Source organism: Propionivibrio sp. (assembly GCF_029255185.1).
Lineage (GTDB): Bacteria > Pseudomonadota > Gammaproteobacteria > Burkholderiales > Rhodocyclaceae > Propionivibrio.
In genome coordinates this window covers 49,464-63,907 of the sequence record NZ_JAPUVO010000132.1, presented here as the reverse complement: position 1 = coordinate 63,907, position 14,444 = coordinate 49,464, and the positions used below count along the sequence as shown (strand labels likewise).

Here is a 14,444-nt window from a genome sequence, read left to right as displayed (position 1 = left end):
GCTCAGATTCCCTTCAAACGGCCATACCAGCGCGCCAGAAACGGCGAACTGTACAGGTGGATACGACTGGAAAACCAGGCCGCCCCTTTGTCCTTGACGACGATGCGCGGCAGTTTGTTCGCATCCCCGTCAGGGCGCAGCGAACCGGGAGTCGTCGTATACAAGTGCGTGAAACCCTGGTCGCGGGCAACCGACAGATAGTCGGCATCGAAATATCCCTGTGGCCAGCACAGATGGGTGCCGAGCATGCCGAGGCGCTGGCGCAAGGTTTCACGCGAGCGCTCAAGGTCACGCCCGAGCGCGGTGGATTTCTCGGCAGCGTTGCCACTGATTTTGTCCCAGCGGGTGTGGGACGCTGTGTGCGATTGAAATTCGAAGCTGCCTGCAGCGCGCATGCATTCGACTTCCGACCAGCGCACGATGGCCTCGTCAGCACGCCCCTCTCGGATGCGTTCTGTGCACGCATTGTGATTGAGCAGGAGCGGCGCACCCGATTCGCCGGCGACAGGGTGGGGGCGGGCCGCCCCGTCGCCGATCCAATCGGTCACGGCGAAGATCACCGCATGCAAGCCGTATTGCCGAAGTATCGGAAAAGCATGGACGTAATTGTCAAGATAGCCGTCGTCGAAAGTGATCATCACGGTACGCTGCGGGAGTGGGCGGCCCTGCAAAAATCCTTCAAGGTCGGCGCAGCTTGCCGTGTGGTAATCGTTTGCTGCCAGCCAGGCCATTTGAGCAACGAAGTTTTTCGGAGTGACGGTGACGAGTCCGGGCGCCGGGCTGACATGGTGATACATCAGGATAGGCAGAGCGCTGGCGGTCATTGTGCATGGTCCGTCGGTGAAAACTGTAGGCGGTAAAGCTGAGCGTAAGTCCCGTCGCTGGCCAGCAGTTCGGCGTGCGATCCGGTTTCGACGACCTCTCCGCGCAGCATCACGACAATGCGGCTGGCATTTTCGATGGTCGACAATCGGTGCGCGATGACGATTGTGGTTCGCCCCTGCATCAAGGTATCGAGTGCTGCCTGGACGTGGCGTTCGGACTCCGTATCAAGTGCCGATGTGGCTTCGTCGAGAATGAGAATCGGCGCATCCTTGAGCAGCGCACGCGCGATGGCTAGTCGCTGCCGCTGCCCTCCCGACAGCTTGACGCCCTTGTCGCCGATCTGAGTATCGAGCCCTTGCGGCATGGTATCGATGAACTCAAGGGCGTGTGCGGCCTGTGCCGCCGAGCGAATTTCCTCGCGCGTTGCGACACGTCGTAGTCCGTAGGCGATGTTGGCCGCAACGGTGTCGTTGAACAGCACGACTTCCTGGGTGACGAGCGCGATATTGCTGCGCAAACTTTCCAGATTGATGTGGCTGAGCACAAGCCCGTCGATACGGATTTCGCCTTCATCTACCGCATAAAAACGTGGCAGCAGGTTGGCAATCGTCGATTTGCCGCTCCCTGACTGGCCGACCAGCGCAATGCATTGGCCAGGGTTGGCTGTAAAGCTCACGTGTTTGAGCGCAGGCCGTTCGGCACCGGGGTAGGTGAAGTCAACGCCGGAGAACTCGATGCGGCCCTCGGCGCGGCCCAGGTCTTCGCTGCCGGTGTCGGCTTCAGGGGCTTCGTCGATAATCTCGAAAACGCTCTCGGCCGCCGCCAAGCCGCGCTGGATCGGCGCATTGATATCAGTCAAGCGTTTCAGCGGGGCGAGCAGCATGAGCATGGCCGTGATGAAGGAGACAAAGTCTCCGACCGTTGTCTGGTCGCTGCTGGCCTGTCGCAGCGCGACTGCCATGATGGTGGCCAACGCGATGGCGGCAAAAAACTGCACGATCGGCCCCTGCGCTGCCGCGGCGATGGCGGCGCGCATATTCAAACGGCGCTGCTCCTGTACCGACTTGGTGAAACGCTGCTGCTCATAGCGCTGGCCACCAAAAATCTTCACGACTTTATGGCCTTCGATGGCTTCCTGGAGAACCTGCGTAATCGCTCCTTGCGACTGTTGAATGCCGCGCGACACCCGCCGTAGCCTACCGCTGAAGGCGCGCACGGCGATGGCAATGAAGGGCACCATGACGACGGCAACCAGGCAAAGCCGCCAGTTCAGGTAGAGCAGCCATGCGGACAAACCGATCACCGAAAGACTATCCTTGACCAGCGTCGTGAGGGCGCCGGTTGCTGCACCCGCGACGCCGCCAACATCGTAAGCAACGCGAGACATCAGACGCCCCGAGGTGTGATCGCTGAAATACGAGGCGGGCAGCTCGACGATGCGCGCGAACATGGCACGGCGAAGTTCAGCCACGACATTGTTCGACACCCAGCTCATGGCGTAGTCGCCGATAAAGCCGAGAATGGCCCGAGTCAAAAAGACGCCCAGAATGATGCCAGGATAAATGAGCCAGTCCCAACTATCCCTCGCCTGGCTAAAGCCGTTATCGAGCAGGTTCTTCATGACCGCCGGGAATACGGGCTCGACGATCGAAGAAATGCCCATGCAAGCGATAGCCGCGACAAAAGCACGCCAGTAGGGGCGAACGTAGCCGAGCAAGCGTAGATAGAGTTGCCGACTGGACAACTGAGCATTGGATTTGGACATAATGGGTGGGCATTATACGCGGGGCCACCGATGCACCCCTGGCGACGACAGACGATGATTCAGTGCCTGCGCAGTTGGGCGTAAAGTTTTTCGGTCGCGTCCAGCATGGCTTCATGGCTGAAATGGGCAAGGGCGTGCGCGCGCCCGGCAGTGGACAGTCGCTCGCGCAAAGGTGCGTCATCGTACAGGCGACACAGGGCAGCGGCGGTCGCCGTCGGGTTCTCCGGGGGGACGAGCAGGCCGGTCCTGTCATTGATAACGAGTTCCGGAACACCACCCACCGCCGTAGCGATGACCGGCAATCCCAGTCCAAGCGCCTGGGTAACGACCTGCGGCACACCTTCAGAGCGTGAAGTCAGAATGAGGGCGTCGGCGGCGCTCATCAGGTCCGGGATATCTTCCCGATGACCGAGAAAGCGCACGGCGTCGGCAATTCCCCGTGCGGCACACATGGCCTCAACCTGAGCGTGCATTGGGCCTTCGCCAGCGAGCAACAATAAGGAGTCAGGATGCTGCCGATGAAAAGACGCGAAAGCATCAATAGCCACTTCATGCCGTTTGACGGCGCGAATGACGGCGACCATCAGTACGATAAAAGGTGTTTGCACCCCCGCATCGGACAGAACGAATTCCGCGCGCACCTCGGCGCGTTCCCGGTGCGGGCGAAATTGCGTGAAATCAATCCCGGTCGGGATGCTCGTCAGTTGTACCGCCGGGAATCTCTCGTTATCGCGCAAGTTTTCGAGCATGGATTGCCCGCAGGTGACGATGCGATGGGGCAGAAAATGCACAAAATTATGCCAGGAGCGTTTCAGCGGCAGGTTAAGGTGCCGCGTGCGAACAAGACTGACACCGGCAAGTCGGGCGGCCATTCCACCAACCCATGAATCGATTCCGCTATGGGTATTGACGATATCGACGCCCGCTTCAAGGATGAAGCGGCGCAGGCGCAATACTGTATGCAAATCGAATTTCCCCGAGAACGGGAAGTAGCTCACCGGCAGGCCAACATCCTCTGCCCGATTAGCCAGAATGCACCCCGGACGGGTAGCCAGCAGCACCCGATGGCCGCGCTCGCGCATGCCCTGCATTTCGGAGTAAATACGGCGCTCCTGCCCACCCCAGCCGTCAGACCATTCCGTGTGAAGAATCGTGAGCGGGCGAGGGGCGGACGCAGCAAAAGTCGAGTTCATGGGGTTTTCTGTTCAAGCACTATGTGGGCTGTAATGTCTTCGAGGCGGTCAAAGTGAGCGCCGAGGTGATTGCCGCCAGTCGATCCGCATCAATTATAGCCGCAAGGCAAGGAATACCCGACGGGGTCCAGCTTGCCGAATATCGCCATAGCAGAGGAATGGCGAAAAGCACGCTGGCAGTTGTCACCTGTGGCGCGAGTGCGTGTATGGATGGCTTTCTTGATGTCTCAATGCTAGGCTTTGCGACCATCCGAGCGCCAAAAAGATTCCAGGATAGCCAAGGATTGGTCATGACCCCTGTAAGTGTAGTCATCATTTTGAAGAACGAGGCTCCGGTCATTGCCGATTGCCTGAGCAGTGTTGTCGGATTGGCCGATGAAATTGTTGTCCTCGATTCGGGAAGTACCGACGGCACCCGCGAAATTTGCGCCGCCCATGGCGCTCGGGTCATTGCGGCCGACTGGCTTGGCTTTGGGCCGCAGAAGAATCTCGCGGTGCAGTCGGCGCGCAACGACTGGGTGCTGTGTCTTGACGCCGACGAAAGGCTGACTCCTGAGCTGTCGGCCGGCATCCGGGCGGCATTGGCCGAACCGGCGTATTCGGCGTATCGCTGTGCGCGCAGAAACCGCTTTCTCGGGCGCTATCTGCGTCATGGCGAGGGCTATCCCGACTGGAGCTTGCGTCTTTTTGATCGCCGGATCGCGCACTGGTCAGCCGATGTCGTGCATGAGAGGGTGATCTGCGCAGCGCCGGTCGGTGATCTGGCGGGGGATTTGCTTCACGAATCCGCCGAGACGCTCGAGAGTTATCTTGCGAAACAGAACCGCTACACCACGCTGGCGGCCGGCGCCTTCAGTGGCAAACCGGTCTTTGCGGCGCGCCTGGTGTTGTCGCCGCTGCTTCGTTTTATCAAGTTCTACGTTGTGCGCGGCGGTTTTCGCGATGGGGTGCCCGGGCTCGTACATATCACGATCGGTTGCTTCAACAGCTTTATCAAGTACGCGAAGATCCGCGAACGGCAAGACCGGGCGCCCTGATTAGTAGAGGCGCGCCTCGCCTTCAGGACGAGTTTTGAAGCGGCGATGGACCCAGTAATACTGCTCGGGCATGGTGCGCACGGCGCCTTCGATGAAGGCGTTCATGCGCCGAGTATCGGCCTTTACGTCACTGCTGGGAAAATCAGTCCACGGGTCGCCGATCTTGACAACATAGCCTTGTCCACCGGGCAGCATGCGGGTAACGCAGGGAATGACGGCGGCGCCCGCTGCTCGCGCGAGACGCGACAGGCCGGTGATGGTTGCTGCCTGAATCCCGAAGAAGGGGACAAACACCGAATCACGGTGGCCAAGATCCATGTCGGGCAGGTAGTAGAAAGGCCGGCCGGCTTTCATCGCCTTGATGGTGGTGCGTGCGCCCTCCTGGCGAGACAAAAGCAGTTGATCGCCAAAACGTTTGCGACCGCGCAGGAGCAGGTCGTTGAAGAGCGCGTTCTTTTGTGCTGAATAAATGCTCAGTGAGTCGAAGCGCAGGGCAATGCCGATGCCACCGGCATCGAGGCCGGCAAAATGGGGGGCCAGCAGAATGACGGGCTGACCGGAGCCAAGCAAGGCGCGAATTTTTTCTTCGCCTTCGACCCGAATGAGGCGTAACAGGCGATTCTTGCCTCCCCACCAGAGAATGCTGCGCTCAAGAATGCTGCGGCCGAGCGTTTTGAAGTTCGCCTGGGCCAGGGCCTTGCGTTCCTGTTCTTCCAGTTCAGGAAAGCACAGGGATAAATTGACTAACGCCACGTTGCGGCGGTGCCCGGCGAGGCGATAAAGCAGCAATCCCAGGTTTTCACCGAGGACAGCCAGAATGGGGAGCGGCAGAAAATGCAACAGCCAGAACAGGGCGATCGCTGCACGGCTCAAGGCGCGGCTCAGCATGGTCGCTGCACAGATTCAGGGCCGGCGCAATTGGCAACGTAGGGCGTGATAAGTATGGTCATGTTGGTGTTGGGTCTCACTGCGTACAGAATTGCAGTGCAGTGTCGTGCTGCGGCATTGTATGGTCAACCATCCCCGCTCACCACCCTTGCCGATTCAAGCCTGCATGATCCCACTGATTTCACCGCTGACCAACGATTTTGTCATGGACGACTTTATAATGACCAGATCATTGTGTTGAGCCTGACTTTGCTGGTGGAATAATAACGATGCAACTCAAATTTTCAAAAATGCATGGGTTGGGCAACGACTTTGTTGTCCTTGATGGCGTTCGTCAGTCGCTAGACTTGTCGTTGGCGCAACTGCGCTTGCTTGGCGATCGCCATTTTGGCGTTGGTTGTGACCAGATACTGCTGGTTGAAAAATCGACTCGCCCGGACGTCGATTTTCGTTACCGCATCTTCAATGCCGATGGCGACGAGGTTGAACAGTGCGGCAACGGCGCACGCTGTTTTGTGCGCTTTGTGCATGATCAGGGGCTGACCGACAAGCGTGAAATTCGTGTTGCAACGATGAGTGGTGTGATTGGTCTGCGTCTGGAAGCAGACGGGAAGGTCACGGTGGATATGGGAATGCCGGAATTCAATCCGCAGAAGATCCCTTTCCTCAGCCCGAACACTGATCTGCTGCAAACGTTGAGGATTGGCGACAATGACATTGTGCTAACTGCCGTGTCGATGGGCAACCCACACGCTGTGCAAGTGGTCACCGATGTCGATGCGGCGCCGGTGGCCGTTCAAGGACCGTTGCTTGAGGCACATCCAAGTTTTCCGCAACGGGTCAATGCCGGCTTCATGCAGGTGCTGAGCCGCCACACCATCCGTCTGCGGGTTTTCGAGCGCGGCGCTGGCGAAACGCTGGCCTGTGGAACCGGCGCCTGCGCTGCCGTCGTGGTAGGGATCGCGCGTGGTCTGCTCGACTCACCGGTGCGCGTGACGACGCGCGGCGGCGAACTCAATATCACTTGGGGCGGCAAGGGCACAGCAGTGCTGATGACCGGCCCGGCTGTCACCGTATTTACCGGAGAAATCGAATTATGAGATCAGACGACGTCGCCCAGTATTTGCAAGACAATCCGCAGTTCTTTGAAGAGCATGCGGAACTGATGTCGCGTATGGTGATTCCGCATCCGCATGGTGGGCGAACCATCTCGATTACTGAGCGCCAGATGCTCAGTCTGCGCGACAAGAACAAGCAGCTTGAAGGCAAGATGGGTGAGTTGCTCGAGTTTGGCGAAGAAAACGACACGATCAGCGAGAAGATGCATCGACTTGGCGTGGCGATGATTGCTGCGGCGACGTTCCAGTCGGTGCTGCATACGCTCAATCTGCATCTGCGCGATGATTTCGCTGTTCCCCATGTTGCCGTGCGTTTGTGGGATCAGCCGGAAAACGCCGAAGAACTGCCTGAGTTTGCCGATGTCAGCGAGAAATTGCAGGAGTTTGCCGAGACGCTCAGTCAGCCTTACTGTGGTTCGACGTCCGGTTTTGAAACCTCGTCCTGGTTTGGTGACGCGGCCAGGCACGTGCGTTCACAGGCGCTGATCGCCATGCGCAACGGCGGCGGCACAATTGGCTTGATCGCTCTGGGCAGTGAAGAGGGGCAACGCTTTTACTCTGGCATGGGCACCCTGTATCTCGAGCGCCTTGGCGAGATGGCCTCGGCCGCGCTGGCGCGGGTGTTGCGCTGAATTCGATCGACAGCTACCTCGACGAACTCGCCCAGCAGCGGCGACAGTCGCCGCACACGGTCAGCAACTATCGGCGCGATCTGGGCGTCCTCGTCGAACTCGTCGGTGGCTTGCCGGGCTCGACCAGTATCGCTACGGTCGAGTCACACCAGATTCGCCGTTTTATTGGCCAGTTGCACGCCCGCGGCCTGGGTGGGCGCTCGCTGGCGCGCATGCTTTCCACCTGGCGCGGCTATTACCGCTGGCTGGGTCGGCGCGGTGCGATCACGCACAATCCGGTCGACGGCGTGCGTGCACCCAAAAGCCCCAAGGCCCTGCCGAAGCTTCTATCGCCCGATGAAGCCAATCGCCTGCTTGATTTGGCTAGCGATGAGTTGCCTGAGATTCGCGACCAGGCGATGTTCGAACTCTTCTACTCGTCCGGACTGCGTCTGGCCGAACTTGCGGCGCTCGATTTGGAGTGCTTAGAAGACCTGCTGGCTGGGGAGGTTCGTGTCCTTGGCAAGCGCAGCAAGCCGCGCCTGGTTCCGGTCGGGAGCAAGGCGTGTGCAGCAGTCGGGGCGTGGGCGCAGCGCCGTGTCGAACTAGCGGCGCCTGAGGAGTCGGCGTTGTTTGTGGGGCAACGCGGGCGCCGGATCAACCCGCGCGTAATCGAAGAACGGCTCAAGCGGCGTGCGCAGGCGCAGGGCCTGTCGACCAGCGTTCATCCGCACATGCTGCGCCACTCCTTTGCATCGCATGTTCTGCAATCGTCGGGCGACTTGCGGGCGGTGCAGGAAATGCTCGGCCATGCCAGTATCGCCTCGACGCAGGTCTACACCCACCTTGATTTTCAGCATCTGGCCAAGGTCTATGATGCATCCCATCCGCGTGCCAAAAGGAAGGGCTGAGCAACCGGAACGCGATGTCGCTCTGGTCACCGGCGCTGATTACTTGCTGCCCCAGACTTGCCGAACACGCTCGTCCCTTCCGCAGCCATTGCGGTAGTAGGTGTAACGAATCGGGTTTTTCTTGTAGTAGTCCTGATGGTAGTCCTCAGCCGGGTAGAAAGTGGTTGCGGCGATGATTTCGGTATAAATCTCCTTGAACTTGCCGCTGGCCAGCAAAGCCTCCCGACTGCTTTCGGCAATCTTGCGCTCGCTCTCGTTTTGCCAGTAAATCCCGCTACGATACTGGCTGCCGGTGTCGCAGAACTGTTTGTCTTTCACTGTCGGGTCAATGTGCCGCCAGAAATAATCCACCAGCTTTTCATAGCTCACCCTGGCCGGATCGTAGGTAACGCGCACAGCTTCGGTGTGTCCAGTGCTGCCGGAGCTGACCTGCTCGTATGTCGGGTTCAATCGCTTGCCGGCGGTGTAGCCGGATTCGGCGCCGATGACCCCGGGCAATTTTTCGAAATCCGCCTCGACACACCAGAAACAACCGCCGGCAAAAATGGCGGTCAGGGTGTTTCCGGCTTTGGCTGTCGTGGGCTCTGCCGCCATGACGCCAGCGCCGATGGCGGCAAGGGCGAGCAAGACGGAGGTCATCAAGCGCCGGATCATGAACGCAGCTCCGGGAGCTTGTCGTTGCGCGCAATGAACCGCAGGGCAACGCCGTTGTTGCAGTAGCGCTTGCCGGTCGGTTGCGGGCCGTCATTGAAAACGTGTCCCTGATGACCACCGCAGCGTGCGCAATGGTATTCGGTGCGTGGATAGATCAGTTTGAAGTCGGTCTTGGTGTCTACCGCGTTGGGCAGGTACTGCCAGAAGCTTGGCCAACCGGTACCGCTTTCGTATTTCTTTGTGCTGTCGAACAGGGGCAGGAAGCAGGCAGCGCAGATAAAGGTCCCGTCCCGTTTCTCGGTGTTGAGTGGGCTTGTCCCTGCCTGCTCGGTGTCTTCCTCGAAGAGAACACGATACGCAGCTTGCGGCAGTAGAGCTGACCAATCGGCCTTTGATTTGACGAGTCGCGTCATACCACCTTCCTTGGCCAGTGCCGAGCTCGAAAGGGGCAGAACGAAGGCAGACAAACTAGCGAGCCACTTGAGCAATTGACGACGATCCATGTTGTTCTCCGTAAAAGCGGTTGATATTCCCGGCCTTCGGTTCGGCAGTGAAGCGGTGTGACAGTTCCCTGAAGCTTCGTCGTTTGAACAGGCCGAAAACTTACAGCGAATTGCGTTGGCGTCCGTTTACCACAAATTGCGCTGCCCATATGGCCGTCAAGCCCTGTGCTGTGCAGTTTCTAAGGTCGGGATTGATCAGGAACAGCGGGGCAAAAGCCGGGTCTGAAATTGCAGCTGGCAGGATGATGTGTTAAAAGGGTCGTCTGTGCCAACCGACTCGGATCGACCTTGTTAAGCATGGTTTTCTCTTTCTTCAAAAAACCGCCGGAAAAAATGGTTGCCAAACCGGCTGCCGTGCCACGTTCGACGAAGAAGCCTGAGTCGGCGTCTGCGCTTGCTGTGGATGGGCAGGATGCTCAAAAACCCCCACGCGCGGTTGGCGTTGCAGCACCGCCGGAGCCTGCCAAGGACGCCCCTGTCTCGTTTGAGTTTACTGATTTTGTATTCAGCGAAGGGGCGGTACACTTTCAAGTTGAAGCGGATGTCGACCCGGTCGATGCCGAAGCCGAGGAAGCGGCGATACTTTTTGCCAATGGCCAGGACGAAGCGGTCGGCTCCGTGCTCGAAAATGCCGTTCGCATCCATCATTTTGGCCCGGGCGAGCGTTTGTGGCTGATGCTTTTTGATTTTTACCGCTTGTCCGGAAAAAAAGCCGCATTTGAAGCGCTGGAGATTGAATACGCGAAAGCTTTTGAGAAATCGCCTCCCGGTTGGCGCGACAAATCCAAAGGCCAGTCGAAAACCGTTGAAGCAACTGCCGGTAGCCTGCTCTTCAGGGGCGATCTGACCGGCGATAACAATGCGGCATTTGATGCCATTCGCCAGGCACTCGAAAAGAACCCCAGGCTGCGTCTCGATCTGTCAAAGGTGAGCCGTCTTGATGCGGCAGGCTGTGGTCGCCTGCTGGCCCAATTACAGCAGGCAAGGAAAGCCAAGCGCGAACTCGATCTGCTGGGTCGTGACACGCTGGGAACCTTGGTTGAGGCATGCGTTGAATCGGGGCGTGCCGAAGACAAGGAGTGCTGGCTTCTGCTTCTGGAATTGTGCCAGTTGCAGGGTCAGTGTGAGGCTTTCGAAGAGGTGGCAATCAATTATGCGGTGACTTTTGAGGTCTCGCCGCCGTCCTGGGAGGCCAAGCGGGTTGCCGTTCCCGAGCCGGTGCTGCAAATGGCCAAGGGTAATGGTGACAGCGATGTTGTTGATGCCTATGTCATGCACGGCGATATCAAGGCGTCGCGATTTGCCGATCTGCCGGCACACGCCGAAGTGCATGATCCCGTGCTCATTGAATGCGGCCAGTTGACGCGCATGGATTTCATCAGTGCCGGAGCATTGCTCAATGTGTTGACGACGATCCGGCAAAGTGGCAAACAGATTATCTTTCGCCATCCCAATCATCTTGTTGCCGAGTTGTTCGGCACCGTTGGTCTGAAAGCCATCGCGACCATCGTTAGCGCAAAATACTAGGGCTTATGCATGGAGCAATACCACGGCACCACGATCCTGTCAGTGCGACGCGGCCAGCGGGTGGCAATGGGCGGTGACGGGCAGGTCACGCTCGGCAATATCGTCATCAAGGCCAGTGCGCGCAAGGTCAGGCGTATTCACCAGAACAGGATTCTCGCCGGTTTTGCCGGCGGTACGGCGGATGCGTTTACGCTCTTTGAGCGTTTCGAAGCCAAACTCGACAAGCACCAAGGCAATTTATTGCGCTCGGCAGTCGAATTGGCCAAGGACTGGCGTAGTGATCGCGCTTTGCGCCGCTTGGAGGCGATGCTCGCCGTCGCCGATCTGGAGAATTCGCTGGTGATTACCGGCAATGGTGATGTGCTGGAGCCGGAGTATGGCATTGTCGCCATTGGTTCAGGCGGCGCCTTTGCCCAGTCGGCGGCGCGGGCGCTGATCGAGAACACCGAACTTGATCCGGCCGATGTCATCCGCAAGTCGCTCGCAATTGCCGGTGACCTGTGCATCTATACCAACCACAACGTTACTGTCGAAACCCTGGACTGAGCCTTGCCTCAGATCCCCAGTGCGATTCGCAGGCCGTCGTAACGCGCCTCGATTTCTGCGAAATGTCCGGCAAGTTTCGGCCAGGATAGTCCAAGCGTGGCACAGGCCAGTTCAGACAGGTCAGGAACGCGGTTGTTGGGCTGCTCGCCGAGGTCCAGTGCGTGGCTCAACACTTCGCTGACGTGTATCAGATTGCCAATTTCACTGCCCGACTCGTCAGGCTCGTGGTGCGCCGTAATGGCGTCGACGATTTCGGTTGGCATATTCCATTTGATCGCCAGCGCACGGCCGGCTTCCGCGTGGTCATAGCCGAACAGCGAGTGTTCGGCGGCGATTAATGGGAGGTCGTCCTGGTGGCGAAGGTCGAGCGCCTGAAGGTAGTTGATCGGACTGGCGGTAAACATCAGCAACTGCCCGATGTCGTGCAGCAAGCCGCCGGTGAACGCGAGATCCGGGTTGATGCTACTCTGCTCGGCGAGTACCTGTGCGCAACTGGCAACGCCGAGCGAATGGCGCCAAAGCAGCCGGGCGTCAAATCCGGAACTACGGGTATCGTAACGATAGGACAAGGCCGAGGCCATGATGATACTGACCACCCGGTCGGCACCGAGAACAAGGAAAGCCTGCTTCGCCGAGTAGATTCGCGTCGAAAGACCAGTGGTAACGGAATTGGCGGCGGCGAGCAGGCGCGCAACAATGGCCGGGTCAGAATTGATGTGATGGGCAAGAGTGTCGACGTCAGCGCGTTCGTCCTTGAGTGAACGCATCAGGTAGTTGACCACCTCGGGCAGCGAGGGAAGCGCCTCGGCGTGGGAGGCGAGTTCTGCAAGGCTGGGCGGCGTCATTTCGTGCTCTCCAGACGATAATTGACAATGGCCATGTGCAGTTCTTCTCGGGCCGGACTGCCGGTGCCGCGAAAGATGGTATCCACCCGGGTTCTGGCGGTAAGCAGTTCGCTGGCAATGGTTTCGTCGTCGCGGGGGTCGAGCACCAGGACGCAGACTGTTTCGATGCCGCGCCGGATCAGTCGGTCGAGCGTTTCCGACGTGAGCGTCGTGCCGGAGGCCAGCAGCGTATTGCCCTCGCGGTCGGTGATTGACTTGGCCAGCGTCATTCCCGGCGCTGCCCGTCCGGGAGCAAAAAACATGGTGCGTGACTTCATTGAAGTGCTCCAGAACGAATTGCCGGAAGGCCGTGGCGCGCAAGTAGTTTGCCACATTGCATGGTCGATGAGAACATAATGGCCTTGTTACCGTGGTGTACCGTGTACCGCACTGGATTGATATGACGCAAATGACCCCGCAGGAAATCGTTTCCGAACTCGACAAGCACATTGTAGGGCAGGGCAAGGCCAAGAAAGCCGTTGCTATCGCCCTGCGTAACCGTTGGCGGCGCGCGCAGGTGGATGAGCCTTTGCGCCAGGAAATTACGCCCAAGAACATTCTGATGATCGGGCCGACCGGTGTTGGCAAAACCGAAATTGCGCGCCGGCTGGCCCGGCTGGCCAACGCACCATTCATCAAGATCGAGGCGACCAAGTTTACCGAGGTGGGTTATGTCGGCCGCGATGTGGAGACAATCATTCGCGACCTCGCCGAGATTGCTATCAAGAATGGCCGGGATCAAGCCATGCAAGCCGTTCGCGTGCGTGCCGACGATGCGGCTGAAGAGCGCATTCTCGATGTCTTGTTGCCTCCAGCGCGGGGGAATTTTTTCAACGATACGCAAATCGCCGACGATAATGCGACGCGCCAGAAGTTCCGCAAGAAACTTCGGGAAGGCAGCTTGGATGACAAGGAGATTGAAATCGAGTTGGCCGGACCGTCAGTACAGGCCGAGATTTTTGCCCCGCCCGGGATGGAGGAACTGACCTCGCAGATCCAAGGCATGTTCCAGAACATGGGTGGCGCCCGCAAGAAATCAAGAAAGCTGAAGATCAGTGAGGCGCGCAAACTGCTGATCGACGAAGAGGCGGGAAAGCTGATTAATGACGAAGAGGTAAAGCACGACGCCGTGCGCGATGTCGAGCAGAATGGCATCGTTTTTCTGGACGAAATCGACAAGATTACTTCGCGCAGCGACGCGCATGGCGCTGAGGTTTCGCGTCAGGGAGTACAGCGCGATCTGTTGCCGCTGGTCGAGGGCACCACGGTATCGACCAAGTACGGCATGATCCGCACCGATCATGTGCTGTTCATCGCCAGTGGGGCTTTTCACCTTGCCAAACCTTCGGACCTGATTCCGGAGCTACAGGGACGCTTTCCCATCCGAGTTGAACTGGACTCCCTGTCGGTTGCTGATTTCGAACGCATCCTGACCCAGACTGATGCTTGCCTGACCATGCAGTATCAGGCCCTGCTCGCCACCGAGGGCGTCACTCTCGAGTTCGTGCCTGATGGCATTCGGCGTCTGGCCGAGGTCGCCTGGACGGTCAACGAGCGGACTGAGAACATTGGAGCGCGCCGCCTGTATACAGTCATGGAACGGCTGCTGGAAGAAGTTTCGTTCACCGCCGGCAGCGCCGGGGCGCAGGCCATCCGGATCGACGCCGAGTACGTTGATGGGCGGCTTGACGAACTGGCCAGTAACGAGGACCTGTCGCGTTACGTGCTATGAAGGCCAGCCCATCATGAAATACTTGCTCCTGATCGCGCTGTGCTTTGTTGTGCTGTGGCTCTTGCGCAAGGCCCAGACGCCACCCCGCACCGGAGGACAGGCCCCGCCCACAGCACGTGCGCCTGAGCAGATGGTCAAGTGCGCGCATTGCGGCGTTAACCAGCCGGTCAGTGAAAGCGTTCTGGCCCATGGACGCTACTACTGCTGCAATGCTCATCGGCATGAAGCCGGGTCACGGGATGGCGGATAA

General features: G+C 58.8%; 16 protein-coding genes. 8 read left to right on the top strand and 8 right to left on the bottom strand.

Translation table 11 applies throughout. The annotated features are described in order from the left end of the window. Window positions 1-2: 2 nt before the first annotated feature. The 3 genes from Q1J43_RS14560 to Q1J43_RS14550 are packed head-to-tail and all read right to left on the bottom strand — an operon-like array spanning window position 3 to window position 3,783. Complete coding sequence (locus Q1J43_RS14560; RefSeq protein ID WP_301103228.1) at window positions 3-824, bottom strand: polysaccharide deacetylase family protein; 822 nt, start codon at window positions 822-824, stop codon at window positions 3-5. Then, entirely contained in the window at window positions 821-2,590 is a 1,770-nt protein-coding gene (gene msbA, locus Q1J43_RS14555; protein WP_301103227.1) for a lipid A export permease/ATP-binding protein MsbA, read from the bottom strand. The genes Q1J43_RS14560 and msbA overlap by 4 nt, the downstream gene beginning before the upstream one ends. A 59-nt stretch (window positions 2,591-2,649) precedes the next feature. Then, window positions 2,650-3,783 (bottom strand): glycosyltransferase family 4 protein, encoded by a 1,134-nt coding sequence (locus Q1J43_RS14550; protein ID WP_301103226.1) that lies wholly within the window; start codon window positions 3,781-3,783, stop codon window positions 2,650-2,652. A gap of 290 nt (window positions 3,784-4,073) precedes the next feature. Here Q1J43_RS14550 and Q1J43_RS14545 point away from each other — a divergent pair, with 290 nt between their 5' ends. After that, on the top strand, window positions 4,074-4,820 hold the full coding sequence (locus tag Q1J43_RS14545) for a glycosyltransferase family 2 protein (protein WP_301103225.1): 747 nt from the start codon (window positions 4,074-4,076) through the stop codon (window positions 4,818-4,820). Here Q1J43_RS14545 and Q1J43_RS14540 read toward each other — a convergent pair whose 3' ends face one another. Beyond that, a complete protein-coding gene (locus tag Q1J43_RS14540) occupies window positions 4,821-5,708 on the bottom strand; it encodes a lipid A biosynthesis acyltransferase (RefSeq protein ID WP_301103224.1) in 888 nt (295 codons plus the stop codon). A gap of 269 nt (window positions 5,709-5,977) precedes the next feature. On the opposite strand from Q1J43_RS14540, the gene dapF reads away from it, so the two are divergent. From dapF to xerC, 3 genes are read left to right on the top strand one after another with little or no spacing between them, the layout of a single operon-like run. Next, complete coding sequence (dapF, locus tag Q1J43_RS14535) at window positions 5,978-6,808, top strand: diaminopimelate epimerase (RefSeq protein ID WP_301103223.1); 831 nt, start codon at window positions 5,978-5,980, stop codon at window positions 6,806-6,808. After that, entirely contained in the window at window positions 6,805-7,458 is a 654-nt protein-coding gene (locus Q1J43_RS14530; protein ID WP_301103222.1) for a DUF484 family protein, read from the top strand. The genes dapF and Q1J43_RS14530 overlap by 4 nt, the downstream gene beginning before the upstream one ends. Next, window positions 7,455-8,348, top strand: coding sequence for a tyrosine recombinase XerC (gene xerC / locus Q1J43_RS14525; protein WP_301103304.1), 894 nt, complete (start codon window positions 7,455-7,457; stop codon window positions 8,346-8,348). Before Q1J43_RS14530 ends, xerC begins: the two co-directional genes overlap by 4 nt. 39 nt (window positions 8,349-8,387) lie before the next feature. On the opposite strand, the gene msrA is transcribed toward xerC, so the two are convergent. Both msrA and msrB read right to left on the bottom strand, forming a co-directional pair. Continuing rightward, window positions 8,388-9,002, bottom strand: a complete 615-nt coding sequence (msrA, locus tag Q1J43_RS14520) for a peptide-methionine (S)-S-oxide reductase MsrA (RefSeq protein WP_301103221.1) — start codon at window positions 9,000-9,002, stop codon at window positions 8,388-8,390. Beyond that, complete coding sequence (gene msrB, locus Q1J43_RS14515; protein WP_301103220.1) at window positions 8,999-9,505, bottom strand: peptide-methionine (R)-S-oxide reductase MsrB; 507 nt, start codon at window positions 9,503-9,505, stop codon at window positions 8,999-9,001. The genes msrA and msrB overlap by 4 nt, the downstream gene beginning before the upstream one ends. 333 nt (window positions 9,506-9,838) lie before the next feature. Here msrB and Q1J43_RS14510 point away from each other — a divergent pair, with 333 nt between their 5' ends. Together Q1J43_RS14510 and hslV are read left to right on the top strand one after the other, a co-directional pair. Further along, complete coding sequence (locus Q1J43_RS14510; RefSeq protein ID WP_301103219.1) at window positions 9,839-11,032, top strand: STAS domain-containing protein; 1,194 nt, start codon at window positions 9,839-9,841, stop codon at window positions 11,030-11,032. Window positions 11,033-11,041: 9 nt separating this feature from the next. Further along, window positions 11,042-11,578, top strand: a complete 537-nt coding sequence (hslV, locus tag Q1J43_RS14505; RefSeq protein WP_301103218.1) for an ATP-dependent protease subunit HslV — start codon at window positions 11,042-11,044, stop codon at window positions 11,576-11,578. Between the two features lie 8 nt (window positions 11,579-11,586). On the opposite strand, the gene Q1J43_RS14500 is transcribed toward hslV, so the two are convergent. Together Q1J43_RS14500 and Q1J43_RS14495 are read right to left on the bottom strand one after the other, a co-directional pair. After that, window positions 11,587-12,423, bottom strand: coding sequence for an HDOD domain-containing protein (locus Q1J43_RS14500; RefSeq protein WP_301103217.1), 837 nt, complete (start codon window positions 12,421-12,423; stop codon window positions 11,587-11,589). Further along, entirely contained in the window at window positions 12,420-12,740 is a 321-nt protein-coding gene (locus Q1J43_RS14495) for a hypothetical protein (RefSeq protein ID WP_301103216.1), read from the bottom strand. The genes Q1J43_RS14500 and Q1J43_RS14495 overlap by 4 nt, the downstream gene beginning before the upstream one ends. A gap of 122 nt (window positions 12,741-12,862) precedes the next feature. Between Q1J43_RS14495 and hslU the strand changes: the two genes are divergently transcribed. Continuing rightward, on the top strand, window positions 12,863-14,194 hold the full coding sequence (gene hslU, locus Q1J43_RS14490) for an ATP-dependent protease ATPase subunit HslU (RefSeq protein ID WP_301103215.1): 1,332 nt from the start codon (window positions 12,863-12,865) through the stop codon (window positions 14,192-14,194). 13 nt (window positions 14,195-14,207) lie between these two features. After that, window positions 14,208-14,444: a PP0621 family protein gene (locus tag Q1J43_RS14485; RefSeq protein ID WP_301103214.1), complete on the top strand. Its 237-nt coding sequence runs from the start codon at window positions 14,208-14,210 to the stop codon at window positions 14,442-14,444.